The following is a 24,869-nucleotide window of genomic DNA, read 5'->3' as shown; positions in this document are numbered from 1 at the left end:
CCGGCCCTCCCGCCGCGGCTCCCCGGCCGCGGACGGGATCGCGCGACGCCACCCCGCGGCGCGAACGAGAAACGAGACGGCTGCGCGAAGTTTCAGCGCGTGAAGTTCGGCGGTCGCACCCACCAAGCGTGGAGATGAGTATGAATCAAGAGGTCATGAACCTTTTCGGGCCGCAGGCGCCGGCCCAGGTGTTCGATCAGATCCGCATCTCGATCGCCAGCCCGGAAAAGATTCTGTCGTGGTCGTACGGCGAGATCAAGAAGCCGGAGACGATCAACTACCGCACCTTCAAGCCGGAGCGCGACGGCCTGTTTTGCGCCCGCATCTTCGGCCCGATCAAGGACTACGAGTGCTTGTGCGGCAAGTACAAGCGCATGAAGTACAAGGGCATCATCTGCGAGAAGTGCGGCGTCGAGGTCACCCTCTCGCGGGTGCGCCGCGAGCGCATGGGCCATATCGAGCTCGCCGCTCCGGTCGCCCACATCTGGTTCCTGAAGTCGCTGCCGAGCCGCATCGGTCTCTTGATGGACATGACCCTCAAGGACCTCGAGCGGATCCTGTACTTCGAATACTACGTGGTGCTCGAGCCCGGCCTGACGCCGCTGCAGAACCGGCAGCTGCTCTCCGAGGAGGAGTATCTGCGGGCGCAGGACGAGTACGGCGCCGACAGCTTCACCGCGATGATCGGCGCCGAGGCGATCCGCGAGATGCTCAAGGCGATGGATCTCGAGAAGATCGCCGCCGATCTGCGCAAGGAGATCGCCGAGTCGACTTCGGACCTGAAGCCGAAGAAGCTCGCCAAGCGCCTCAAGCTGATCGAGGCCTTCGTCCAGTCCGGCAACCGGCCGGAATGGATGATCCTCACCGTCGTGCCGGTGATCCCGCCGGACCTGCGCCCGCTCGTCCCGCTCGACGGCGGCCGCTTCGCGACGTCCGATCTGAACGACCTCTATCGCCGCGTCATCAACCGTAACAACCGCCTCAAGCGGCTGATCGAGCTGCGCGCGCCCGACATCATCATCCGCAACGAGAAGCGGATGCTGCAGGAGGCGGTCGACGCGCTGTTCGACAACGGCCGGCGCGGCCGCGTCATCACCGGCGCCAACAAGCGTCCGCTGAAGTCGCTCGCCGACATGCTGAAGGGCAAGCAGGGCCGGTTCCGTCAGAACCTGCTCGGCAAGCGCGTCGACTATTCCGGCCGCTCGGTGATCGTGGTCGGTCCGGAGCTGAAGCTGCACCAGTGCGGCCTGCCGAAGAAGATGGCGCTCGAGCTGTTCAAGCCGTTCATCTATTCGCGGCTCGACGCCAAGGGCCTGTCGACCACGGTGAAGCAGGCGAAGAAGCTGGTCGAGAAGGAGAAGCCGGAGGTCTGGGACATCCTGGACGAGGTGATCCGCGAGCATCCGGTGCTGCTCAACCGCGCGCCGACGCTGCACCGCCTCGGCATCCAGGCGTTCGAGCCGACGCTGATCGAGGGCAAGGCGATCCAGCTGCATCCGCTGGTGTGCGCGGCCTTCAACGCCGACTTCGACGGCGACCAGATGGCGGTCCACGTGCCGCTGTCGATCGAGTCGCAGCTCGAGGCCCGCGTGCTGATGATGTCGACCAACAACATCCTGCACCCGGCCAACGGCTCGCCGATCATCGTGCCGTCGCAGGACATCGTGCTCGGCCTCTATTATCTCTCGATCGTTCGCGAGAACGAGCCGGGGCAGGGCAAGGCGTTCGGCAATCTCGCCGAGATCGATCACGCGCTGGGCCAGAAGGTCCTCACGCTGCACTCCAAGATCCGGTATCGCTGGGAAGGTCTCGACGAGAACGGCGAGGAGGTGTCGCGGGTGATCGAGACGACGCCGGGCCGCGTCGTGCTCGCCCAGGTGCTGCCGCGCCACAAGAAGATCCCCTTCGAGGTCGTCAACAAGCTGATGACCAAGAAAGAGATCTCCAACATGATCGACACCGTCTACCGCCACTGCGGTCAGAAGGAGACGGTGATCTTCTGCGATCGCATCATGGCGCTCGGCTTCTATCACGCGTTCAAGGCCGGCATCTCGTTCGGCAAGGACGACATGGTGGTGCCGAGCTCGAAGTGGCAGATCGTCGAGAAGACCCGCACGCTCGCGAAGGAGTTCGAGCAGCAGTTCCTCGAGGGTCTGATCACCCAGGGCGAGAAGTACAACAAGGTGGTCGATGCCTGGTCCAAGTGCACCGAGCAGATCGCCGACGAGATGATGCGCGAGATCTCGGCCGTGCGTAAGGTCGAGGACGGCTCGGGCCGCGAGGTGCCGATCAACTCGATCTACATGATGGCCCACTCCGGGGCGCGCGGTTCGCCGGCCCAGATGCGCCAGCTCGCCGGCATGCGCGGCCTGATGGCCAAGCCGTCGGGCGAGATCATCGAGAGCCCGATCATCTCGAACTTCAAGGAGGGCCTGTCGGTTCTGGAATACTTCAACTCGACCCACGGCGCCCGCAAGGGCCTCGCGGACACCGCGTTGAAGACCGCGAACTCGGGCTATCTCACGCGGCGTCTGGTCGACGTGGCGCAGGATTGCATCATCACGAGCAACGACTGCGGCACCGAGAGGGGCATCAAGGTCCGGGCGATCATCGACTCCGGTCAGGTGGTGGCCTCGCTCGGCAGCCGCATCCTCGGCCGCACCGTGGCGGAGGACGTGCGGGCGCCGGCGACCGGCGAGCTGATCGTGCCGCGCAACACGCTGCTCGACGAGCGCGACGTCGATCGCATCGTCAAGGGCGGCGTGCAGGAGCTGAAGATCCGCTCGGTGCTGACCTGCGAGAACACCTCGGGCGTGTGCGGCGCCTGCTACGGGCGCGATCTCGCCCGCGGCACGCCGGTCAACATGGGCGAGGCGGTCGGCGTCATCGCGGCGCAGTCGATCGGCGAGCCGGGCACCCAGCTCACGATGCGCACGTTCCACATCGGCGGCGCGGCGCAGATCTCGGAGCAGTCGTTCGTCGAGTCGAACTTCGACGGCACGATCCGGATCAAGAACCGCAACATGATGCGCAACTCCGATGGCGACATGATCGCCATGGCGCGCAACATGGCGGTGATCGTGGTGGATCAGGACGGCACCGAGCGCGCCATCCATCGGATCCAGTACGGCTCGCGCGTGAAGGTGGACGAGGGCGCCAAGATCACCCGCGGCGACCGCATCGCCGAGTGGGATCCCTACACCCGGCCGATCCTCACCGAGGCGGAGGGCGTGGTCGACTTCGAGGATCTGGTCGAAGGCCAGTCGATGTCGGAAACGCTCGACGAGTCGACCGGCATCGCCAAGCGCGTGGTGATCGACTGGCGTGGTGCGGGCTCGGGACGGGGCCCGGATCTGCGCCCCTCGATCGTCATCAAGGACGACCAGGGCCACATCCTGAAACTCGCCCGCGGCGGCGACGCACGTTATCAGCTCGCGGTCGACTGCATCCTGTCGGTCGATCCGGGCACGCGGGTGAAGGCGGGCGACACCATCGCCCGCATGCCGACCGAGAGCGCCAAGACGCGCGACATCACCGGCGGTCTGCCGCGGGTGGCGGAGCTGTTCGAGGCGCGGCGGCCGAAGGAGGCGGCGGTGATCGCCGAGATCTCCGGCACCGTGCGGTTCGGGCGCGACTACAAGAACAAGCGTCGCCTCACCATCGAGCCGAGCGAGAAGGACGAGGAGGCCAAGGAGTATCTGATCCCGAAGGGCAAGCACATCCACTTGCAGGACGGCGATCTGATCGAGAAGGGCGACTACATCGTCGAGGGCAACCCGGCGCCGCACGACATCCTGGCGGTCAAGGGCGTCGAGGAGCTCGCCGCCTATCTCGTCAACGAGATCCAGGAGGTCTACCGGCTCCAGGGCGTCGGCATCAACGACAAGCACATCGAGGTGATCGTTCGCCAGATGCTGCAGAAGGTCGAGGTCGACGACGCCGGCGAGACCGATCTGATCCAGGGCGAGCAGATCGACTGGGTCGAGCTCGCCGCCGTCAACGAGCGGGCCCGCGAGGAGGGCAAGCGGGAAGCGAAGGGGCATCCGGTGCTGCTCGGCATCACCAAGGCCTCGCTGCAGACCCGCTCCTTCATCTCGGCGGCGTCGTTCCAGGAGACCACGCGGGTGCTCACCGAGGCCGCCGTCGGCGGCAAGTGCGACACCCTCGACGGCCTCAAGGAGAACGTCATCGTCGGCCGGCTGATCCCGGCGGGCACCGGCGCGCAGATGAACACGCTGCGTGAGGTCGCTTCCAAGCGCGACTCGCTCATCCTCGAGGAGCGCGAGAAGGAGCGGGTGGAGCAGCCGCCGGAGCCCACCGAGCCGCCGCCGGCGCTGCCCGCCGCGGAGTGACGGACGCCCGCGTGACGGACGCCGTGTGAGGACTCGCCCGGGCCGCGTCTTCGAGCGTGCGGGCCTCGAACAAACATTGGAAGGCCGCCTTCGGGCGGCCTTCTTGCCGTGTGGCGAGGAGCGGTCACGGACGTCGGCGGCGCTGTCGTCGGTCGTCGTGCCGTGGAGGAGGCGACCATGCCGAGCCGAGCCCTTCCGAGCCTGCTGCGCCCGAGCCTGCCGTCACCGAGCCTGTCGTCACCGAGCCGGCGACGTGTGCTGACCGGGCTCGCCGCGGCCGCCGGCTGGTTAGTCGGGGGGCGGGGCAGGGCGGGTGCCGCCGCCTTTCCGGGGCCGCTCGCCGAAACGTTCGCCGCGCTCGAGCAACAGAGCGGCGGCCGTCTCGGCGTCGCGCTCTTGGACACGCGCACCGGCGCACGCGCGGGCCACCGTGCCGACGAGCGCTTTCCGATGTGCAGCACCGTCAAGCTGCTCGTCACCGGCGCCACCTTGGCAAAGGTCGACCGCGGCGACGACCGGCTCGACCGCACGATCCCGGTCGCCGAGAGCGATCTCCTCGCTCATGCCCCGGTCACCCGGCGGCACGCGGGCGGCGACATGACGGTCGAGGCGCTGTGCGCGGCGGCGATGACCGTGAGCGACAACACGGCGGCCAACCTTTTGCTCGACGCGCTCGGCGGGCCGGCGGGCGCGACCGCCTTCGTCCGCTCGCTCGGCGACACGGTCACGCGGCTGGATCGCAAGGAGCCCGCGCTCAACGAGGCGCTGCCGGGCGATCCGCGCGACACCACGACGCCGAAGGCGATGCTCGCCGATCTCGATGCGCTCGCTCTCGGCAACGCACTGGCACCGCCCTCGCGCGAAAAGCTGGTGGGCTGGATGGTCGCCAACGAGACCGGCGGGGCGCGGCTGCGGGCCGGCGTGCCGGACGGCTGGCGGGTCGGCGACAAGACCGGCGCCGGCGGCAACGGCACCAGCAACGACGTCGCGATCTTTTGGCCGCCGGGGCGGCCGCCGGTTCTGGTCGCCGTCTTTCTCACCGGCTCGTCGGCTCCACCGGCGCGGCGCGACGAGATCATCGCCGCGGTCGGCCGGGCGATCGCTGGCCTCATCCGCGACTGAGAAACCATTTTCCCCGTGAGCGGTTTATGCCCCCGGGGGGTGGCCGCCTGGCGGCGTCGGCCGGCGTGGCGGGCGGGCGGACGAGGGCGGCGAGCAAAAGCCCCTGGACAAGACGCGAGGGGCAAGATGGCCGATCGGTGGTGGCAGGCCGGCATTCTCTATCAGGTGTATCCGCGCTCGTTTCAGGATTCCGACGGCGACGGCATCGGCGATCTTCCGGGCATTCTCGCGCGCCTGCCGCATCTCGTCGAGCTCGGCGTCGACGCCTTGTGGCTGTCGCCGATCTATCCCTCGCCGATGGCCGACTTCGGCTACGACATCTCCGACTACACGGCGATCGACCCGGTCTTCGGCACCATGGCGGACTTCGACGCGCTGTTGTCGGCCGCCCACGCGCACGGCATCAAGGTTTTGCTCGACCTCGTGCCGAACCACACCTCCGACCGGCATCCGTGGTTCGAGGAGAGCCGCGCCTCGCTGCACAACCCGAAGCGCGAGTGGTACATCTGGCGCGACCCGGCTCCCGACGGCGGGCCGCCCAACAACTGGCTGTCGGAGTTCGGCGGCAGCGCCTGGGAGTTCGACCCGGCGACCGGCCAGTACTACTACCACGCCTTCCTCGACAAGCAGCCGGACCTCAATTGGCGCAACCCCGCGGTGCGCGAGGCGATGCACGATGTGATGCGCTTCTGGCTGCGCCGCGGCGTCGACGGCTTTCGCGTCGACGTGATCTGGCATTTGATCAAGGACGACCAGTTCCGCGAAAACCCGCCCAACCCGGACTGGCATCCGGGCCGCCCGCCGGCGGAAAAGGTGATCCCCCTCTACACCGCCGACCGGCCGGAGGTGCACGACGTCATCGCCGAGATGCGCAAGGTGATCGAGGAGTTCGACGAGCGGGTGCTGATCGGCGAGATCTACCTGCCGATCGAGCGGCTCGTCACGTATTACGGCGCGGACCTCTCGGGCGCCCATCTGCCGTTCAATTTCGCACTGCTCAACGCCGAGTGGCACGCGGAAACCCTCGCCCGGCTGATCGAGGAGTACGAGACGGCGCTGCCGGAGGGCGGCTGGCCGAACTGGGTGCTCGGGAATCACGACCGGCCGCGGGTCGGCACGCGAGTCGGCCGCGACCAGGTGCGAGTCGCGGCGATGCTGCTGCTCACGCTGCGCGGCACGCCGACACTCTATTATGGCGAGGAGATCGGCATGGCCGACGTCGCGGTGCCGCCCGAGCGGGTGCGCGACCCCTACGAGAAGAACGTGCCGGGGATCGGCGTCGGCCGCGATCCCTGCCGCACGCCGATGCAGTGGGAGCCGGCGCCCCACGGCGGATTCTCGACCACCGAGCCGTGGCTGCCGCTGGCCGCCGACTTTCGCCAGGAAAACGTGGCGAATCAGCAGGATGATTCGACCTCGGTGCTCAATTTGTACCGCCGGCTGATCGCGCTGCGGCGGCAGAATCGGGTGCTGACGCAGGGAAGCTACGAAAAGATCGCCGCCACGGGCGATATTCTCGTTTATGTACGTACACTTTCCGGTGATCGCGTGTTGGTGGCCCTGAATCTGTCCGGCGAGCCGGTCTCGATGGCCCTGGAGGGCCGTGCGACTCGGGGCAGGGTGCTGGTTTCGGCCTTCGGTGACCGCGACGGCGAGTCGGTGGACGGCGAAATCGCCTTGCGAGGACACGAAGGAGTGGTGATCGCCCTCGACCGCACCCCCGCCGGCGCCTAACGGCTGCGCGCGCTGCCACGAAAATGGCCGCATCCGGTAGGGGCGCTTGACTTCCCCGACTGTGGCCGCTAAAACCCGCCCACTTTTCGGCAGGCGGTGAGCTTCGCTGGTCGGTACGGCTCGTCTCGCGACACGGTTTTTTCGCAGCCCCGGTGCTGCAAGAAAATCAGCGGGACACCAGCAGCCTCGACGAATGATGCTCAAACGCTGCCTCTGACACACGACTGTCAGGTTTGGTGTACACGAGCGCGGGACCTCTTTGTCTCGTGTTCCTCTGTCGACGGTGCGCCACCTCCTCGGGGGATGGCGCACGGTGCGTTTTCGCGTGTGAGCGCGACGCGCAGCGGAATTCGGCGCGACGGGCGAGAGCCCGCACAGGAGACTGAAGGCGAGCGATGCCGACCATCAATCAGCTGATCCGTAATCCGCGGGTCCCGCAGCGGGCGCGCAAGAAAGTTCCGGCCCTTCAGCAGAGCCCGCAGAAGCGGGGCGTCTGCACGCGCGTCTACACGACTACGCCGAAGAAGCCGAACTCGGCGCTCCGCAAGGTCGCCAAGGTCCGGCTGACCAACGGGTTCGAGGTGATCGGCTACATCCCCGGCGAGGGCCACAATCTGCAGGAGCACTCGGTGGTGATGATCCGCGGCGGCCGCGTGAAGGACCTGCCCGGCGTTCGCTATCACATCCTGCGTGGCGTCCTCGACACCCAGGGCGTCAAGAACCGCAAGCAGCGCCGGTCCAAGTACGGCGCCAAGCGCCCGAAGTAATCGCGGAGAACGATCATGTCCCGCCGTCACCGTGCAGACAAGCGCGAGATCTTGCCGGATCCGAAGTTCGGCAACGTCGTCGTCACCAAGTTCATGAACTCGATCATGTATGCCGGCAAGAAGTCGGCGGCCGAGGCGATCGTCTATGGTGCCTTCGACATCATCGAGGGCAAGACCAAGACCAACCCGCTGTCGGTGTTCCAGTCGGCGCTCGACAACGTGATGCCGGCCATCGAGGTGCGCTCCCGCCGCGTTGGCGGCGCCACCTATCAGGTGCCCGTCGAGGTGCGCACCGACCGCCGTCAGGCGCTCGGCATCCGCTGGCTGATCTCGGCCGCGCGCGCCCGTAACGAGAAGACCATGACCGAGCGCCTCTCCTCCGAGCTGCTCGACGCCTCCAACAACCGCGGCAACGCCGTGAAGAAGCGCGAGGACACGCACCGCATGGCGGAAGCGAACCGCGCCTTCTCGCACTATCGCTGGTAGCCCTGCGACCTGCCGCTCGCACGACATCGAAGGAAGACCCCCCATGCCCCGCGCGCATCCCATCGAGGACTACCGCAACTTCGGCATCATGGCCCACATCGACGCGGGCAAGACGACGACGACCGAGCGGATCCTCTATTACACGGGCAAGAGCCACAAGATCGGCGAGGTCCACGAGGGCGCCGCCACGATGGATTGGATGACGCAGGAGCAAGAGCGCGGCATCACCATCACCTCGGCGGCGACGACGGCCTTCTGGAAGGGCAAGCGGCTCAACATCATCGACACCCCCGGGCACGTCGACTTCACGATCGAGGTGGAGCGTTCGCTGCGCGTGCTCGACGGTGCGGTATGCGTGCTCGACTCCAACCAGGGCGTCGAGCCGCAGACCGAGACGGTCTGGCGCCAGGGCGACAAGTACAAGGTTCCGCGGATCGTCTTCTGCAACAAGATGGACAAGATCGGGGCCGACTTCTTCAAGTGCCTCGAGGACATCAAGACCCGCCTCGGCGCCCGCCCGGTCGCGATCCAGCTGCCGATCGGCTCGGAGAGCAATTTCAAGGGCGTGATCGACCTCATCCGCATGGTCGCGGTGTTCTGGGACGACGACGCACTCGGCGCGCACTATCGTGACGACGCGATCCCGGCCGACCTCGCCGACAAGGCGAAGGAATATCGCGAGTACATGATCGAGGCCGCCGTCGAGCTCGACGACGAGGTGATGACCGCGTACCTCGAGGGCAACGAGCCCGACGAGGCGACGCTGCGCCGCCTGCTGCGCAAGGCGGTGGTCACCGGCGCCTTCTATCCGGTGCTGTGCGGCTCGGCCTTCAAGAACAAGGGCGTGCAGCCGCTGCTCGACGCCGTGGTCGATTTCCTGCCGTCGCCGCTCGACGTGCCGGCGATCAAGGGCGTCGACGCCGACGGCAACGAGGTCGTTCGTCATCCCGACGACAACGAGCCGATGGCGCTGCTCGCCTTCAAGATCATGGACGACCCCTTCGTCGGCACCATCACCTTCTGCCGCATCTATTCGGGCATCCTGCAGAGCGGCACCGGCGTGATCAACTCCACGCGCGAGCGCAAGGAGCGGATCGGCCGCATGCTGCTGATGCACGCGAACAACCGCGAGGACATCAAGGAAGCCTATGCGGGCGACATCGTCGCGCTGGCCGGCCTGAAAGAGGCCCGCACCGGCGACACGCTGTGCGACCCGAACAAGCCGGTCATCCTCGAGAAGATGGAGTTCCCGGACCCCGTCATCGAGATCGCGATCGAGCCGAAGTCGAAGGCCGACCAGGAGAAGCTGGGCGTGGCGCTGGCCAAGCTCGCGGCCGAGGATCCGTCCTTCCGCGTGTCGACCGACACCGAGTCCGGCCAGACCATCCTCAAGGGGATGGGCGAGCTGCATCTCGACATCAAGGTCGACATCCTCAAGCGCACCTACAAGGTCGACGCCAATATCGGCGCGCCGCAGGTGGCCTATCGCGAGAAGCTCACCAAGTCGGTGACGATCGACTACGTCCACAAGAAGCAGACGGGCGGCTCCGGCCAGTTCGCCGGCGTCAAGATCGTGGTCGAGCCGGCCGAGCCGGGCACCGGGTTCGTGTTCGAGAACGCGATCATCGGCGGCGCGGTGCCGAAGGAATACATCCCCGGCGTCGAGAAGGGCCTGAACTCGGTCCTCGGCTCGGGCGTCATCGCCGGCTTCCCGGTGGTGGACCTGAAGGTCACGCTGGTGGACGGCAAGTTCCACGATGTCGACTCGTCGGCGCTGGCCTTCGAGATCGCGTCGCGGGCGGCGCTGCGCGAGGCGCTGCAGAAGGGCGGCTCCGTGCTGCTCGAGCCGATCATGAAGGTCGAGGTGGTCACTCCCGAGGAGTACACCGGCTCGGTGATCGGCGACCTCAATTCGCGTCGCGGCCAGATCCAGGGCCAGGACATGCGGGGGAACGCCAACGTGGTGAACGCCATGGTGCCGCTCGCCAACATGTTCGGGTACGTCAATACGCTGCGGTCGATGTCGCAGGGACGTGCCACCTTCACCATGCAGTTCGACCATTACGAGCAAGTTCCGCAGAACGTGGCTCAGGAGGTTCAGGCGAAGTTCGCCTGACCTCAGCCTGACCGTCACGACCGCAACGCCAAAACGACTGAAGGCAACGGAGAGTCCCGATGGCCAAAGAGAAGTTCGAACGTAACAAGCCGCACTGCAATATCGGCACGATCGGACACGTGGATCACGGCAAGACGACGCTGACCGCCGCGATCACCAAGGTCCTCGCCGAGGCGGGTGGCGCGACCTTCACGGCCTACGACCAGATCGACAAGGCTCCGGAAGAGAAGGCCCGCGGCATCACCATCTCGACCGCGCACGTCGAATATCAGACCGCGACCCGCCACTACGCGCACGTCGACTGCCCCGGGCACGCCGACTACGTGAAGAACATGATCACCGGCGCGGCGCAGATGGACGGCGCCATCCTGGTGGTGTCCGCTGCCGACGGCCCGATGCCGCAGACCCGCGAGCACATCCTGCTCGCCCGTCAGGTCGGCGTGCCGGCGCTGGTCGTGTTCATGAACAAGGTCGACATGGTCGACGATCCGGAGCTGCTCGAGCTCGTCGAGCTCGAGGTACGCGAGCTCCTGTCGAAGTACAACTTTCCCGGCGACAAGATCCCGATCGTCAAGGGCTCGGCCCTGATGGCGCTCGAGGGCAAGGAAGACAAGATCGGCCGCGAGGCGATCCTCGAGCTGATGAAGCAGGTCGACGACTACATCCCGCAGCCGGATCGTCCGAAGGATCAACCCTTCCTGATGCCGGTCGAGGACGTGTTCTCGATCTCCGGCCGCGGCACCGTGGTGACCGGCCGTATCGAGCGCGGCGTGATCAAGGTCGGCGAGGAAGTCGAGATCGTCGGCATCAAGCCGACCGTCAAGACCACCGTGACCGGCGTCGAGATGTTCCGCAAGCTGCTCGACCAGGGCGAGGCGGGCGACAATGTCGGCTGCCTGCTGCGCGGCACCAAGCGCGAGGACGTGGAGCGCGGCCAGGTGCTGTGCAAGCCCGGCTCCGTCAAGCCGCACACCAAGTTCAAGGCCGAGGCCTACATCCTGACGAAGGAGGAGGGCGGTCGTCACACCCCGTTCTTCACCAACTATCGTCCGCAGTTCTACTTCCGCACCACCGACGTGACCGGCGTCGTTCATCTCCCCGAGGGCACGGAGATGGTGATGCCGGGCGACAACTGCGCGATGACCGTCGAGCTCATCGTGCCGATCGCCATGGAGGAGAAGCTCCGCTTCGCCATCCGTGAGGGCGGCCGCACGGTCGGCGCCGGCGTCGTGGCGAGCATCATCGAGTAAGTTCGAACGGCGAGCAGGGGCGGCGCGCGGAATTGTCCGCTCGCCGCTTCCCGCTCCCTTCGGCCCTACTCACCATTCGCTATTCGCTATTCGCCCGTAGCGACGGCGATCGAGGCAGAAGACATGAACGGCCAGAACATCAGAATTCGCCTCAAGGCGTTCGATCACCGCATTCTCGATGCCTCGACGCGCGAGATCGTGGCGACGGCGAAGCGGACCGGCGCGCAGGTGCGCGGTCCGATTCCGCTGCCGACCAAGATCGAGAAGTTCACGGTCAATCGCTCGCCGCACGTCGACAAGAAGAGCCGCGAGCAGTTCGAGATGCGCACCCACAAGCGGCTGCTCGACATCGTCGATCCCACTCCGCAGACCGTCGACGCCCTGATGAAACTCGACCTCGCCGCCGGCGTGGACGTCGAGATCAAGCTCTGAGGGCGCTGCCGGGCACGGCGCAGAAAAGGACGAGAACGATGCGTTCCGGTGTGATCGCACAGAAGGTCGGGATGACGCGCGTCTACACGGACGCGGGAGAGCACGTGCCCGTCACGGTGCTCCGGCTGGCGAATTGCCAGGTCGTCGCCCACCGCACCAAGGAAAAGAACGGCTACGTCGCGATGCAGCTCGGCGCGGGTGTCCGCAAGCCGAAGAACACGCCGAAGGCCGAGCGCGGACATTTCGCGGTCGCCAAGGTGGAGCCGAAGCGCGAGGTGGTCGAGTTTCGGGTCGACGACGGCGGGCTGATCCCCGTCGGCGCCGAGATCACGGCGGACCATTTCGTCGTCGGCCAGTTCGTCGACGTGACCGGCACCTCGGTCGGTAAAGGCTATGCCGGCCCGATGAAGCGCTGGAACTTCGGCGGTCTGCGGGCCACCCACGGCGTGTCGATCTCGCATCGCTCGCACGGGTCGACCGGTGGCCGTCAGGATCCCGGCAAGACCTTCAAGAACAAGAAGATGGCCGGCCACATGGGCGTCGAGCGCGTCACCACCCTGAACCTCAAGGTGGTGCAGACCGACGTGACGCGTGGGCTGATCCTGGTCGAAGGTGCGGTGCCGGGCGCCAAGGGCGGCTGGATCACGGTGCGCGACGCCGTGAAGAAGTCGCTGCCGAAGGACGTCCCGATGCCCGGTAAGTTCCGTCTGCCGAACGGCGACGGCGCAGCGGGTGGCGTGGCGGCCGAGACGGCCCCGGAAGCGCCGGCCGAGGGAGCGTGACATGCAGCTCGACGTCAAAACCCTTGAAGGCGAGGCCGCCGGGTCGATCGATCTCGACCAGGAGATCTTCGGTCTCGAGCCGCGCGCGGATCTGATCCAGCGCTGCATCGTCTGGCAGCTCTCGCGCCGTCAGCGCGGCACTCACGCGGTCAAGAACCGCGCGGAGATCTGGCGCACCGGCAAGAAGATGTACAAGCAGAAGGGCACCGGCAGTGCCCGCCACGGCTCGGCGCGCGCGCCGCAGTTCCGCGGCGGCGGCCGCGCCTTCGGCCCGCAGGTTCGCAGCCACGCGATCGACCTGCCGAAGAAGGTGCGCGCGCTGGCGCTCCGTCACGCGCTGTCGGCCAAGGCGAAGGACGGCGGCATCGTCGTGCTCGACAAGGCGGCGCTCGACGACGGCAAGACCAAGACGCTGAAGACGCGGTTCGCCGCGCTCGGCCTCGACAACGCGCTGATCATCGACGGGGCCGAGCTCGAAGCGAAGTTCTCGATGGCGGCTCGCAACATCCCGAACATCGACGTGCTGCCGGTGCAGGGGATCAACGTCTACGACATCCTGCGGCGGACCAAGCTCGTTCTGACCCGGGCCGCGCTCGATGCGCTGGAGGCGCGCTTCAAATGACGACGAGGGATCCGCGCCACTACGACGTCATCGTCAGCCCGATCATCACCGAGAAGGCGACCCAGGCGTCCGAGCACAATCAGGTGCTGTTCAAGGTCCGCAAGACCGCCACCAAGCCGCAGATCAAGGAGGCGGTGGAGAAGCTGTTCGACGTCAAGGTGAAGGCGGTGAACACGCTGATCCGCAAGGGCAAGACGCGACGCTTCAAGGGCGTCAAGGGCGAGCTCTCGGACGTCAAGAAGGCGATCGTGACCCTCGAAGAGGGCCACCGCATCGACGTGACGACGGGGCTCTAGGGGAACCGCGATGGCACTCAAGACTTTCAAGCCGACGACGCCGGGCCAGCGCCAGCTGGTCATCGTCGATCGCTCGGCCCTCTGGTCGGGCAAGCCGGTCAAGGCGCTCACGGTCGGCAAATCGTCGAGCGGCGGCCGCAACAACACCGGCCGCACCACGGTTCGTTTCCGCGGCGGCGGCCACAAGCAGGCGCTGCGTCTGGTCGACTTCAAGCGTCGCAAGGCCGACGTGCCGGCGTCCGTCGAGCGGATCGAGTACGATCCCAACCGCTCGGCGTTCATCGCGCTGATCAAGTACGAGGACGGCGAGCTCGCCTACATTCTCGCGCCGCAGCGGCTCGCCATCGGCGACACCGTGGTGTCGGGCGAGAAGGTCGACGTGAAGCCGGGCAACGCGATGCCGCTGGCCAGCATGCCGATCGGCACGATCGTGCACAATATCGAGCTGAAGATGGGCAAGGGCGGTCAGCTCGCCCGCTCGGCCGGTACCTACGCACAGATCGTCGGTCGCGACCGCGACTACGTGATCCTGCGTCTGAGCTCCGGCGAGCAGCGCCTGGTGCACGGCCGCTGCATGGCCACCGTCGGTGCGGTGTCGAACCCGGACCACATGAACACCTCGATCGGCAAGGCCGGTCGCTCCCGCTGGCTCGGCCAGCGCCCGCACAATCGCGGCGTGACGATGAACCCGGTCGATCATCCGCACGGCGGCGGCGAAGGCCGCAGCTCGGGCGGTCGGCATCCGGTGTCCCCGTGGGGTTTCCCCACCAAGGGCAAGCGGACCCGCAAGAACAAGACCACGACCAAGTTCATCGTTTCCAGCCGCCACGTGCGGAAGAAGAAATAAGGAAGCACGAGATGGCGCGCTCCGTGTGGAAGGGTCCGTTCGTCGACGGCTATCTGCTGAAGAAGGCGGATACCGCCCGCTCGTCCGGCCGGCACGACGTGATCAAGACGTGGTCGCGTCGTTCGACGATCCTGCCGCAGTTCGTGGGCCTCACGTTCGGGGTCCACAATGGGCACAAGCACGTCCCCGTGCTGGTGACCGAGGAAATGGTCGGGCACAAGTTCGGCGAGTTCTCGCCGACCCGGACCTTCCACGGCCACTCCGGCGACAAGAAGGCCAAGCGGGGCTGAGGCGAGGAGCCTGGACATCATGAGCAAGAATTCGCATCCGCGCAGCCTCGCCGACAACGAGGCCAAGGCGGTCGCCCGGATGCTCCGGGTTTCACCGCAGAAGCTCAATCTCGTCGCACAGCTCATTCGCGGCAAGAAGGTGCAGACTGCGCTCGCCGACCTCGAGTTCTCGCGCAAGCGGATTGCCCGCGACGTGCGCAAGTGCCTGCAGTCGGCCATCGCCAACGCCGAGAACAACCACGATCTCGATATCGACGATCTGGTGGTGGCGCAGGCGCACGTGGGCAAGGGGCTGGTGATCAAGCGCTACGTGCCGCGCGGCCGGGGCCGCTCCGGCAAGATCATGAAACCGTTCTCGCACCTGACGATCGTCGTTCGTCAGGTCGAAGCCAGCGCATCCTAAGGAGGCCTTTCATGGGTCAGAAGGTCAATCCGATCGGCCTCAGGCTCGGCATCAACCGGACCTGGGATTCGCGCTGGTACGCGGGCAAGACCGAGTACGGCAAGCTGATGCACGAGGACATGGCGATCCGGCGCGAGCTGATGAAGCAGCTCAAGCAGGCGGCGGTGTCGCGCATCGTCATCGAGCGCCCGCACAAGAAGTGCCGCGTCACCATCCACTCGGCCCGACCGGGCGTGGTGATCGGCAAGAAGGGCGCCGACATCGAGAAGCTGCGCCGCAAGGTCGCCGCGCTGACGCATTCCGACGTGGTGCTGAACATCGTCGAGATCCGCAAGCCCGAGCTCGACGCGCAGCTCGTCGCGGAATCGATCGCCCAACAGCTCGAGCGTCGCGTCGCCTTCCGCCGCGCGATGAAGCGCGCCGTGCAGTCGGCGATGCGTCTCGGCGCCGAGGGCATCCGCATCAACTGCTCCGGTCGGCTCGGCGGCGCCGAGATCGCCCGCATGGAGTGGTATCGGGAGGGCCGGGTGCCGCTGCACACGCTGCGCGCCGACGTCGACTACGGCGTCGCCACCGCCTTCACGACCTACGGCACGTGCGGCTGCAAGGTGTGGATCTTCAAGGGTGAGATCCTCGAGCACGACCCGATGGCGCAGGACAAGCGCGCGGCCGAGGCCGACGCGGGCGGCCGTCCGCCGCGTCATGCGGCCTGAGGTCGGCGGCGCGAGAGAGAACAGGAAGGGTTGATCCATGCTGCAACCGACCCGCACGAAATTCCGCAAGGCGCACAAGGGTCGCATCAAGGGCGTCGCGACCAGCGGGACGACCCTGGCGTTCGGCCAGTTCGGCCTGAAGGCGATGGCCCCGGAGCGGATCACGGCTCGTCAGATCGAGGCCGCCCGCCGGGCGATGACGCGCCACATGAAGCGCGCCGGCCGCGTCTGGATCCGGATCTTCCCGGACGTGCCGATCTCCAAGAAGCCCCTCGAGGTGCGCATGGGATCGGGCAAGGGCGCGCCGGAATACTGGGTGGCCCGGGTGAAGCCCGGCCGCGTGCTGTTCGAGGTGGACGGCGTGACCAGCGAGATCGCGCGCGAGGCGCTGACGCTCGCGGCCGCCAAGCTGCCGATCAAGACGCGCTTCGTCGAGCGCCTCGGGGAATAAGGAGCGAACGATGGCGAAGCTCGACGACATGCGCACGATGACGGTCGACCAGCTCGACGACGAGCTGCTGAAGCTGAAGAAGGAGCAGTTCAACCTGCGCTTTCAGAAGGCGACCGGTCAGCTCGAGAACACGTCGCGCGTGCGCCAGGTGCGCCGCGACATCGCCCGGATCAAGACGGTCGCGCAGGGCAAGCGCGCTGCCGGCGAGACCAAGTGAGGAGACGACAGCGATGCCGAAGCGCATGCTGCAAGGGACCGTCGTGAGCGACAAGCTCGACAAGACCGTGGTGGTCAGGGTCGATCGTCGATTCACCCATCCGGTGATGAAGAAGACGGTCCGGCGGTCGAAGAAGTATCACGCTCACGACGAGCAGAACGAGTACGCGGTCGGCGACACCGTGTGGATCGAGGAGCATCGCCCGATCTCCAAGCTGAAGCGGTGGGCGGTCGTCCAAGGCGAGAAGCGCGCGAAATAGCCGCGCGCTCCAACAGGAAAAAACAAGGCGGCTCATCATGATCCAGATGCAGACCAATCTCGACGTGGCGGACAATTCCGGCGCGCGCCGCGTCATGTGCATCAAGGTGCTGGGCGGCTCGAAGCGCAAGTACGCGACCATCGGGGACGTCATCGTGGTGTCCGTGAAGGAGGCGATTCCGCGCGGCCGCGTGAAGAAGGGCGACGTCATGAAGGCGGTCGTCGTGCGGGTGGCCAAGGACATCCGCCGTGCCGACGGCTCGGTGATCCGGTTCGACCGCAACGCCGCGGTCCTGATCAACAATCAGGCCGAGCCGGTCGGCACTCGCATCTTCGGCCCGGTGCCGCGCGAGCTGCGCGCCCGCAACCACATGAAGATCATCTCGCTCGCCCCGGAGGTGTTGTGATGGCTGCGAAGATCCGCAAGGGCGACAAGGTCGTCGTGCTCACCGGACGTGACAAGGGCCGCACCGGCGAGGTGATCGCGGTGCGCCCGTCCGAGAATCGCGCGCTGGTGCGCGGCGTCAACATCGTCAAGCGTCACCAGCGCCAGACCGCCCAGCAGGAGGGCGGCATCATCTCCAAGGAAGCGCCGATCCACCTGTCGAACCTCGCGCTCGCCGATCCCAAGGACGGCAAGCCGACCCGTGTCGGGTTCAAGATTCTGGAGAACGGCACCAAGGTGCGGATCGCCAAGCGTTCGGGAGCCGAGATCAATGGCTGACAAGGACAAGAAGGCCGACGCCAAGAAGCCCGAGAAGGGCGCCAAGGGCGCGCCGGCCGCGGCCGACAAGGCCGTGCAGGCCAAGGCCAAGCCGAAGGCGAAGGCAGCGCCGACCGTCGCGTTCGACGAGCCGAAGGGTCCGTCGCGGCTGCGCGTGCAGTACGACGAGGTGGTCAAGAAGAAGCTGACCGAGGAATTCGGCTACAAGAACCAGTTCCAGGTCCCCAAGATCACCAAGATCGTGATCAACATGGGCGTGGGCGAGGGCGTGGCCGACCGCAAGAAGGTCGAGCAGGCGGCCGACGACCTCGCGCTGATCTCCGGCCAGAAGCCGGTGATCACCAAGGCGCGCAAGTCGATCGCCACCTTCAAGGTGCGCGAGGGCCAGGCGATCGGCTGCAAGGTGACGCTGCGCAAGGACCGGATGTACGAGTTCGTCGACCGGCTGATCAACATCGCGCTGCCGCGCGTGCGCGACTTCCGCGGGCTCAACCCGAAGAGCTTCGACGGCGGCGGCAACTACACGCTCGGCATCAAGGAGCACATCATCTTCCCGGAGATCGACTACGACCAGGTGGCCGAGGTCTGGGGCATGGACATCACGGTCTGCACCACGGCGCGTTCCGATGCGGAAGGGCGCGCGCTGCTGCAGGCTTTCAATTTCCCGTTCCGGCAGTGAGCCGGGTCGAACGACCGGCTCAGACGCGGAGTTAGGAGCAGCGAATGGCGAAGAAGAGTGCTGTCGAGAAGAACGAGCACCGGCGCAAGCTCGTGTCGCAGCAGGCAGCGAAGCGGGCGCGCCTGAAGGCCGCCGCGAGCGACAAGAACAGCCCGATGGAGGAGCGCTTCGCCGCGGCGCTCAAGCTCGCCGAGATGCCGCGCAACGGCTCGGCGACCCGCATCCGCAACCGCTGCGACGTGACCGGCCGCCCGCGGGCGTTCTACCGCAAGCTCAAGATGAGCCGTATCGCGCTGCGCGAGCTGGGGTCCAAGGGCTTGATCCCGGGCCTCCTGAAGTCGAGCTGGTGAGAGGGTCGAGACGATGAACGATCCGATCGGTGACATGATCACCCGCATCCGCAACGCGCAGATGCGCTCCAAGACGCGGGTCTCGACCCCCGGCTCGAAGCTGCGCGCGAGCGTGCTCGAGGTCCTCAAGACCGAAGGCTACATCCGCGACTACTCGATGACCGAGCACGCCGACGGGCGCACCGAGTTCGACATCGAGCTGAAGTATTTCGACGGCGCTCCGGTGATCCGCGAGATCGCCCGCGTGTCGAAGCCCGGCCGGCGGGTCTATGCGTCGGTCAAGACGCTGCCGCGGGTCAACAACGGCCTCGGCGTCGCGATCGTGTCGACCCCCAAGGGCGTGATGGCGGACCATGCGGCCCGCGACGCCAATGTGGGCGGCGAAGTTCTCTGCACGGTGTTCTAACGAGGGCCAGCATGTCTCGCATCGGCAAGAGGGCGGTGCCGGTCCCCTCCGGAACCACCGCCGACATCAAGGGCCAGACGGTCAAGGCCAAGGGGCCGAAGGGTACGCTCGATCTCGTGCTGCCCGACGAGATCGTCATCGCCATGGAAGAGGGCGCCATCAAGGTGACGCCGCGTCACGAGACCAAGCGGGCCCGCTCCATGTGGGGCACCTCGCGCACGCTCGTGTCGAACCTCGTCACCGGGGTCTCGAAGGGCTTCGAGGAGAAGCTGGAGATCACCGGCGTCGGCTACCGCGCCCAGGTGCAGGGCAAGAACCTGCAGCTCGCGCTCGGCTACAGCCACGACGTGGTCTATCCGATCCCCGAGGGGATCGTGATCACGACGCCGAAGCCCACCGAGGTGGTGATCGCCGGCATCGACAAGCAGCGGGTCGGCCAGGTGGCCGCCGAAATTCGCGCGTTCCGCGGTCCGGAGCCCTACAAGGGCAAGGGCATCAAGTACGCGGGCGAATACATCTTCCGCAAGGAAGGCAAGAAGAAATAACGGGGCGCACGATGTCCAGGCTCAGCATCAAGACGGCACGGCGCGCCGGCCGCGTGCGGCGTGCCCTCAAGGCGGTGGCGGGCGATCGGCTTCGGCTGTCCGTCCACCGGTCCTCCAAGCACATCTACGCCCAGGTGATCGACGACCTGAAGGGCGAGACGATCGCGGCCGCCTCCTCGCTGGAGAAGGCGCTGCGCGAAAGCCTCAAGACGGGCGCCGACAAGGAAGCCGCCAAGACGGTCGGCAAGCTGCTCGCCGAGCGGGCGGCCGCCAAGGGTGTCAAGGACGTGGTCTTCGACCGCGGCGGCTACATCTATCACGGCCGCGTCAAGGCGCTGGCCGACGGCGCCCGCGAGGGCGGGCTGAATTTCTGACGGGGCAGCGGGCGCGCGCCCGAACGGAGATTATGACATGGCACGTGAGCGCGAACGCGATCGGGACGAGCGCGACAACGAGTTCACCGATAAGCTCGTTCACATCAACCGCGTCGCGAAGGTCGTGAAGGGCGGCCGCCGGTTCGGCTTCGCCGCGCTGGTGGTGGTCGGCGACCAGAAGGGCCGCGTCGGCTTCGGCCACGGCAAGGCCCGCGAGGTGCCGGAGGCGATCCGCAAGGCGACCGATGCGGCCAAGCGCGGCCTCATCCGGGTGCCGCTGCGCGAGGGCCGCACCCTCCATCACGACGTCACCGGCCATCACGGCGCCGGCAAGGTGCAGCTGCGTGCGGCGCCCGCCGGTACCGGCATCATCGCCGGCGGCCCGATGCGCGCCGTGTTCGAGACGCTCGGCATGCAGGACGTGGTGGCGAAGTCGCTCGGCTCGTCGAACCCGTACAACATGGTGCGGGCGACCTTCGATGCGCTGAAGAACCAGGATTCGCCGCGCTCGGTCGCGGCGCGCCGCAACATCAAGGTCTCGGCGCTGCAGTCGCGCCGGCGCGAAGGCGCCGACGCCGAGGCGGCGTCCGAGTGAGCCCCGCCGGGAGAAGCGAGATGGCGAGCGAGACCAAGACCCTCCGGGTCCAGCAGATCGGCAGCCCGATCCGCCGCCGGCACGATCAGCGCGAGACGCTGGTCGGGCTCGGCCTCAACAAGATCGGGCGCGTGTCCGAGCTGCCGGACACGCCGTCCGTGCAGGGCATGATCAGCAAGGTGCATCACCTCGTCCGCGTGCTCGAGCGCGAGGGCGAATAAGCGTTCGTCGCGGCCGGGCTCGGCCCGGCCGGTCGTCCGGCGGCCGCACGCGGTGCGGCGCGGAGACTGCGGCCGCCAGGGCCGGGCGACCCGTCTAGACCCGAGGAATTCGACATGAAGCTCAACGAGATCGCGGACAAGCCAGGGGCCCGCAAGGCGCGCATGCGGATCGGCCGCGGCATCGGGTCCGGCAAGGGCAAGACCGGCGGGCGCGGCGGCAAGGGCCAGACCGCGCGCACCGGCGTCGCCATCAAGGGGTTCGAGGGTGGCCAGATGCCGCTGCATCGGCGTCTGCCGAAGCGCGGCTTCAAGAATATCTTCGCGCTCGACCTCAACGAGGTGAACATCGGTCGCGTCCAGGCGGCGATCGACAAGGGCACGCTCAAGACCGACGCGGTGATCGACTGCGCGGCGCTGGTGAATGCCGGCGTGCTGCGGCGCGCCCGCGACGGCGTCCGGCTCTTGGGCGGCGGCGAGCTCACCGCCAAGGTCGATTTCGAGGTGCACGGCGCTTCGCAGTCGGCGATCGCCGCCGTCGAGAAGCTCGGCGGCACCGTGAAGGTGCTGGCCGTCCGCAAAGAGACGGGCGAACAGGCCGGCTGATCCCCATATCGGGGTCTGCGCCGGCTCGGCGACGCCGGCTCGGCGCCGCCGATCGGGGGCGACGCCGACCAGGGCGGCAACCGGAGCTTCGACATGGTCTCTGCAGCAGAGCAACTGGCAGCCAATCTCAACTTCTCGGCCCTCGCCAAGGCCGAGGAGCTCAAGAAGCGTATCTGGTTCACGCTGGGGGCGCTGCTGGTCTACCGGCTCGGCACCTACATCCCGCTGCCGGGCATCGATCCCGGCCAGTGGGAGCAGATCTTCCGCACCCAGGCGGGCGGCATTCTCGGCATGTTCAACATGTTCGCGGGAGGCGGCATCCATCGGATGGCGATCTTCGCGCTGAACATCATGCCGTACATCTCCGCGTCGATCATCATCCAGCTGATGACGACGGTGTCGCCCCAGCTCGAGGCCCTCAAGAAGGAGGGCGAGGCGGGCCGGAAGATCATCAACCAGTACACCCGCTATCTCACGGTGATCCTGGCCGGCTTCCAGGCCTACGGCATCTCGGTCGGCCTGCAGGGCGCGGGCTCGGTGGTCGCCGATCCGGGCCCGACCTTCATCATCTCGACGGTGATCACGCTGACCGGCGGCACCATGTTCCTGATGTGGCTCGGTGAGCAGATCACCGCGCGCGGCATCGGCAACGGCATCTCGCTGATCATCCTCGCCGGCATCGTCGCCGAGCTGCCGAGCGCGATCGCCGGCATGCTCGAACTCGGTCGCCAGGGCGCGCTGTCGACCGGCCTGATCCTCGGCATCATCGTCATGGCGATCGCGGTCATCGCCTTCATCGTGTTCATGGAGCGGGCGCAGCGCCGGTTGCTGATCCAGTACCCGAAGCGCCAGGTCGGCAACCGCATGTTCGAGGGCCAGACCTCGCACCTGCCGCTCAAGCTGAACACGTCGGGCGTCATTCCGCCGATCTTCGCCTCCTCGCTCCTCCTGTTGCCGACCACCGTCGCCAACCTGAACGCGGGGCAGGGGCCGGAGTGGCTGTCGACCATCACCACCCAGCTCGGCCACGGCCGTCCGCTGTTCCTGGTGTTCTATATCGGCATGATCGTCTTCTTCGCCTTCTTCTACACGGCGATCGTGTTCAATCCGACCGAGACCGCCGACAATCTCAAGAAGCACGGCGGCTTCATCCCCGGCATTCGTCCGGGCGAGCGCACCGCGGAGTACATCGATTACGTGCTCACGCGCATCACCGTGATCGGCGCGGCCTATCTCGCGATCGTCTGCCTGATCCCGGAAATCCTCATTTCATACGCGGCGGTGCCGTTCTACTTCGGCGGCACGTCGCTCCTGATCGTGGTCAGCGTGACGATGGATACGGTGGCGCAGGTGCAGGGTTACCTGCTCGCTCATCAGTACGAAGGCCTGATCAAGAAATCCAAGCTGAGGGGCCGTCGTCGATGAGACTGATCCTGCTCGGACCGCCGGGTGCCGGCAAGGGCACCCAGGCCCAGCGCCTGGTGCAGAGCCACGGCATCGTCCAGCTCTCGACCGGCGACATGCTGCGCGCCGCGGTCAAGGCGGAGACGCCGGTCGGCCTGAAGGCCAAGGACATCATGGCGCGTGGCGAGCTGGTGCCGGACGCGGTGGTGGTGGCGATCGTGTCCGACCGGATCGACCAGCCCGACGCCGCCAACGGCTTCATCCTCGACGGCTTTCCGCGCACCGTGCCGCAGGCCGAGGCGCTCGAGGCGATGCTCGCCGACAAGGGCCTTGCGCTCGATGCGGTGGTCGAGCTGAAGGTCGACGAGGCGGCGCTGCTCGCGCGGGTCGAGAATCGTGTACGGGAGATGACCGCGAAAGGCGAGGCGGTGCGACCGGACGACAACCCCGAGGCGCTGAAGACGCGCCTTTCGGCGTACCGGTCCCAGACCGCGCCGCTGACGGCGTATTACGACGGCAAGGGCATGCTCCGAACCGTCGACGGAATGGCCTCGATCGACCGGGTGACCGCGTCGATCGAGGAGGTGCTTGAGACGGCCAAGGCGGCGGGCGGCCGGTCCGCGTCGGCGGCGGCCGCACGGTGATCGTGTCCGAACCGTCCGGCGCACGCCGCGGCGGGAGCCGGACAGGAGATCACGGCGACTCGAGGGCGCAGAGGTTGACGGGTCCGAAGGGAATCCGTAAATACTGCGTTCCCTGTCGGAGTGAACTCATGGACGGCGCCGGGCCCCCGAAATCGGGGAGTGGCGTCGTTTTCGCGCGTATCGGCAGCGCATAGAGGCGAACAACCGGCGACGACGGCCGGGGGGAAGAAGGAGCTGCGGCTTTGGCCCGTATTGCTGGCGTGAACATTCCGACCAATAAGCGCGTGCTCATTGGTCTTCAGTACATCCACGGGATCGGGCCGGCGAAGGCCCTGGAGATCGTCGAGAAGGTCGGCATCCCGGTCGAGCGCCGCGTGTCGCAGCTGACCGACAACGAGGTGCTGCAGATCCGCGAGATGATCGACCGCGACTATCTGGTCGAAGGCGATCTGCGCCGCGAGACCTCGATGAACATCAAGCGGCTGATGGACCTCGGCTGCTACCGCGGCCTGCGCCATCGTCGCGGCCTGCCGGTGCGCGGCCAGCGCACCCACACCAATGCCCGCACCCGGAAGGGTCCGGCCAAGCCGATCGCCGGCAAGAAGAAGTAAGAGTATCAACGGGCCGCCGGCACTCGGCCGCAGGTCTTCAGGTCAGAGGCGGAACGGTGCGACATCCGGACCGCAAAAGGGTCGACAATGGCAAAGGAAACCACCCGCGTCCGCCGCCGTGAGCGCAAGAACATCGCCTCCGGCGTCGCACACGTGAACGCGTCCTTCAACAACACGATGGTGACCATCACCGATGCCCAGGGCAATGCCATCGCCTGGTCGTCGGCCGGCACCATGGGCTTCAAGGGCTCGCGCAAGTCGACCCCCTACGCCGCTCAGATCGCCGCCGAGGATTGCGCCCGCAAGGCGCAGGAGCACGGCATGCGTACGCTCGAGGTCGAGGTGGCGGGGCCCGGCTCCGGCCGCGAATCGGCCCTTCGCGCGCTGCAGTCCGCCGGCTTCACCATCACCTCGATCCGCGACGTGACGCCGATCCCGCACAACGGCTGCCGTCCGCGCAAGCGCCGCCGCGTGTGATTTTCGAGAGTACGACTTCGTTGCCGGCGGACCCCGGGTCCGCCGCCGCTTTTCGGTCTCGCGGGCGGAGCGGGACGCGCGGCTCGACCAACCCCCGC

At 67.0% G+C, this 24,869-nt stretch carries 32 protein-coding genes; all 32 read left to right on the top strand.

Features of this window, described 5'->3' with window-relative positions:
• Window positions 1-140: 140 nt before the first annotated feature.
• The 32 genes from rpoC to rpsK all read left to right on the top strand — a co-directional run bounded on the left by rpoC (window position 141) and on the right by rpsK (window position 24,771).
• A complete protein-coding gene (gene rpoC / locus A33M_RS07720; RefSeq protein ID WP_008385450.1) occupies window positions 141-4,352 on the top strand; it encodes a DNA-directed RNA polymerase subunit beta' in 4,212 nt (1,403 codons plus the stop codon).
• Between the two features lie 177 nt (window positions 4,353-4,529).
• Complete coding sequence (gene bla, locus A33M_RS07715) at window positions 4,530-5,474, top strand: class A beta-lactamase (RefSeq protein WP_008385448.1); 945 nt, start codon at window positions 4,530-4,532, stop codon at window positions 5,472-5,474.
• Window positions 5,475-5,600: 126 nt separating this feature from the next.
• On the top strand, window positions 5,601-7,208 hold the full coding sequence (locus tag A33M_RS07710; protein ID WP_008385446.1) for an alpha-amylase family glycosyl hydrolase: 1,608 nt from the start codon (window positions 5,601-5,603) through the stop codon (window positions 7,206-7,208).
• Window positions 7,209-7,603: 395 nt separating this feature from the next.
• Complete coding sequence (gene rpsL / locus A33M_RS07705; protein WP_008385443.1) at window positions 7,604-7,975, top strand: 30S ribosomal protein S12; 372 nt, start codon at window positions 7,604-7,606, stop codon at window positions 7,973-7,975.
• Window positions 7,976-7,990: 15 nt separating this feature from the next.
• A complete protein-coding gene (gene rpsG / locus A33M_RS07700) occupies window positions 7,991-8,461 on the top strand; it encodes a 30S ribosomal protein S7 (RefSeq protein WP_008385440.1) in 471 nt (156 codons plus the stop codon).
• A gap of 43 nt (window positions 8,462-8,504) precedes the next feature.
• On the top strand, window positions 8,505-10,577 hold the full coding sequence (gene fusA, locus A33M_RS07695; protein WP_008385438.1) for an elongation factor G: 2,073 nt from the start codon (window positions 8,505-8,507) through the stop codon (window positions 10,575-10,577).
• A 59-nt stretch (window positions 10,578-10,636) separates the two neighbouring features.
• Window positions 10,637-11,827 (top strand): elongation factor Tu, encoded by a 1,191-nt coding sequence (gene tuf / locus A33M_RS07690; protein ID WP_008385435.1) that lies wholly within the window; start codon window positions 10,637-10,639, stop codon window positions 11,825-11,827.
• Between the two features lie 123 nt (window positions 11,828-11,950).
• Complete coding sequence (gene rpsJ, locus A33M_RS07685) at window positions 11,951-12,259, top strand: 30S ribosomal protein S10 (protein ID WP_008385434.1); 309 nt, start codon at window positions 11,951-11,953, stop codon at window positions 12,257-12,259.
• Between the two features lie 38 nt (window positions 12,260-12,297).
• A complete protein-coding gene (gene rplC / locus A33M_RS07680) occupies window positions 12,298-13,041 on the top strand; it encodes a 50S ribosomal protein L3 (RefSeq protein ID WP_008385431.1) in 744 nt (247 codons plus the stop codon).
• A gap of 1 nt (window position 13,042) precedes the next feature.
• Entirely contained in the window at window positions 13,043-13,663 is a 621-nt protein-coding gene (rplD, locus tag A33M_RS07675) for a 50S ribosomal protein L4 (protein ID WP_008385429.1), read from the top strand.
• Window positions 13,660-13,959: a 50S ribosomal protein L23 gene (locus A33M_RS07670; protein WP_008385427.1), complete on the top strand. Its 300-nt coding sequence runs from the start codon at window positions 13,660-13,662 to the stop codon at window positions 13,957-13,959. Before rplD ends, A33M_RS07670 begins: the two co-directional genes overlap by 4 nt.
• Before the next feature lie 10 nt (window positions 13,960-13,969).
• The gene (gene rplB / locus A33M_RS07665) at window positions 13,970-14,806 is read left to right on the top strand and encodes a 50S ribosomal protein L2 (protein WP_008385425.1); all 837 of its coding nucleotides are present in this window, start codon (window positions 13,970-13,972) and stop codon (window positions 14,804-14,806) included.
• Between the two features lie 11 nt (window positions 14,807-14,817).
• Window positions 14,818-15,096: a 30S ribosomal protein S19 gene (rpsS, locus tag A33M_RS07660; protein ID WP_040619652.1), complete on the top strand. Its 279-nt coding sequence runs from the start codon at window positions 14,818-14,820 to the stop codon at window positions 15,094-15,096.
• A 19-nt stretch (window positions 15,097-15,115) separates the two neighbouring features.
• Complete coding sequence (rplV, locus tag A33M_RS07655; RefSeq protein WP_008385420.1) at window positions 15,116-15,499, top strand: 50S ribosomal protein L22; 384 nt, start codon at window positions 15,116-15,118, stop codon at window positions 15,497-15,499.
• An 11-nt stretch (window positions 15,500-15,510) separates the two neighbouring features.
• Complete coding sequence (gene rpsC, locus A33M_RS07650; protein WP_008385417.1) at window positions 15,511-16,212, top strand: 30S ribosomal protein S3; 702 nt, start codon at window positions 15,511-15,513, stop codon at window positions 16,210-16,212.
• A gap of 37 nt (window positions 16,213-16,249) precedes the next feature.
• On the top strand, window positions 16,250-16,663 hold the full coding sequence (gene rplP, locus A33M_RS07645) for a 50S ribosomal protein L16 (RefSeq protein ID WP_008385415.1): 414 nt from the start codon (window positions 16,250-16,252) through the stop codon (window positions 16,661-16,663).
• Between the two features lie 10 nt (window positions 16,664-16,673).
• Window positions 16,674-16,880 (top strand): 50S ribosomal protein L29, encoded by a 207-nt coding sequence (rpmC, locus tag A33M_RS07640; protein WP_008385414.1) that lies wholly within the window; start codon window positions 16,674-16,676, stop codon window positions 16,878-16,880.
• A 13-nt stretch (window positions 16,881-16,893) separates the two neighbouring features.
• Window positions 16,894-17,139, top strand: coding sequence for a 30S ribosomal protein S17 (rpsQ, locus tag A33M_RS07635; protein WP_008385412.1), 246 nt, complete (start codon window positions 16,894-16,896; stop codon window positions 17,137-17,139).
• A 37-nt stretch (window positions 17,140-17,176) separates the two neighbouring features.
• Complete coding sequence (gene rplN, locus A33M_RS07630; RefSeq protein ID WP_008385410.1) at window positions 17,177-17,545, top strand: 50S ribosomal protein L14; 369 nt, start codon at window positions 17,177-17,179, stop codon at window positions 17,543-17,545.
• Window positions 17,545-17,862, top strand: a complete 318-nt coding sequence (gene rplX / locus A33M_RS07625; RefSeq protein ID WP_008385408.1) for a 50S ribosomal protein L24 — start codon at window positions 17,545-17,547, stop codon at window positions 17,860-17,862. The genes rplN and rplX overlap by 1 nt, the downstream gene beginning before the upstream one ends.
• A complete protein-coding gene (gene rplE / locus A33M_RS07620; protein ID WP_008385407.1) occupies window positions 17,855-18,541 on the top strand; it encodes a 50S ribosomal protein L5 in 687 nt (228 codons plus the stop codon). Before rplX ends, rplE begins: the two co-directional genes overlap by 8 nt.
• 44 nt (window positions 18,542-18,585) lie before the next feature.
• On the top strand, window positions 18,586-18,891 hold the full coding sequence (gene rpsN / locus A33M_RS07615; protein ID WP_008385405.1) for a 30S ribosomal protein S14: 306 nt from the start codon (window positions 18,586-18,588) through the stop codon (window positions 18,889-18,891).
• 13 nt (window positions 18,892-18,904) lie between these two features.
• Entirely contained in the window at window positions 18,905-19,297 is a 393-nt protein-coding gene (gene rpsH, locus A33M_RS07610; protein WP_008385403.1) for a 30S ribosomal protein S8, read from the top strand.
• 11 nt (window positions 19,298-19,308) lie between these two features.
• Window positions 19,309-19,842 (top strand): 50S ribosomal protein L6, encoded by a 534-nt coding sequence (gene rplF, locus A33M_RS07605; protein WP_008385401.1) that lies wholly within the window; start codon window positions 19,309-19,311, stop codon window positions 19,840-19,842.
• Window positions 19,843-19,853: 11 nt separating this feature from the next.
• The gene (gene rplR, locus A33M_RS07600) at window positions 19,854-20,216 is read left to right on the top strand and encodes a 50S ribosomal protein L18 (RefSeq protein WP_008385399.1); all 363 of its coding nucleotides are present in this window, start codon (window positions 19,854-19,856) and stop codon (window positions 20,214-20,216) included.
• Between the two features lie 37 nt (window positions 20,217-20,253).
• The gene (gene rpsE, locus A33M_RS07595; protein ID WP_008385397.1) at window positions 20,254-20,811 is read left to right on the top strand and encodes a 30S ribosomal protein S5; all 558 of its coding nucleotides are present in this window, start codon (window positions 20,254-20,256) and stop codon (window positions 20,809-20,811) included.
• A gap of 20 nt (window positions 20,812-20,831) precedes the next feature.
• Window positions 20,832-21,032, top strand: coding sequence for a 50S ribosomal protein L30 (gene rpmD / locus A33M_RS07590; RefSeq protein ID WP_008385395.1), 201 nt, complete (start codon window positions 20,832-20,834; stop codon window positions 21,030-21,032).
• A gap of 114 nt (window positions 21,033-21,146) precedes the next feature.
• Entirely contained in the window at window positions 21,147-21,635 is a 489-nt protein-coding gene (gene rplO, locus A33M_RS07585) for a 50S ribosomal protein L15 (protein ID WP_008385393.1), read from the top strand.
• A gap of 93 nt (window positions 21,636-21,728) precedes the next feature.
• Window positions 21,729-23,060: a preprotein translocase subunit SecY gene (secY, locus tag A33M_RS07580; protein WP_008385390.1), complete on the top strand. Its 1,332-nt coding sequence runs from the start codon at window positions 21,729-21,731 to the stop codon at window positions 23,058-23,060.
• Window positions 23,057-23,683, top strand: a complete 627-nt coding sequence (locus A33M_RS07575) for an adenylate kinase (RefSeq protein WP_008385388.1) — start codon at window positions 23,057-23,059, stop codon at window positions 23,681-23,683. The genes secY and A33M_RS07575 overlap by 4 nt, the downstream gene beginning before the upstream one ends.
• Window positions 23,684-23,925: 242 nt before the next feature.
• Window positions 23,926-24,294, top strand: a complete 369-nt coding sequence (gene rpsM, locus A33M_RS07570) for a 30S ribosomal protein S13 (protein WP_040619651.1) — start codon at window positions 23,926-23,928, stop codon at window positions 24,292-24,294.
• A gap of 87 nt (window positions 24,295-24,381) precedes the next feature.
• Window positions 24,382-24,771, top strand: coding sequence for a 30S ribosomal protein S11 (gene rpsK / locus A33M_RS07565; protein WP_008385385.1), 390 nt, complete (start codon window positions 24,382-24,384; stop codon window positions 24,769-24,771).
• The last annotated feature ends 98 nt before the right edge of the window (window positions 24,772-24,869 follow it).

The organism is Rhodovulum sp. PH10 (assembly GCF_000293785.1).
Lineage (GTDB): Bacteria > Pseudomonadota > Alphaproteobacteria > Rhizobiales > Xanthobacteraceae > Rhodoplanes.
Note: the sequence above shows the minus strand (reverse complement) of the source record. Positions and strands in the feature narration are given on the sequence as shown.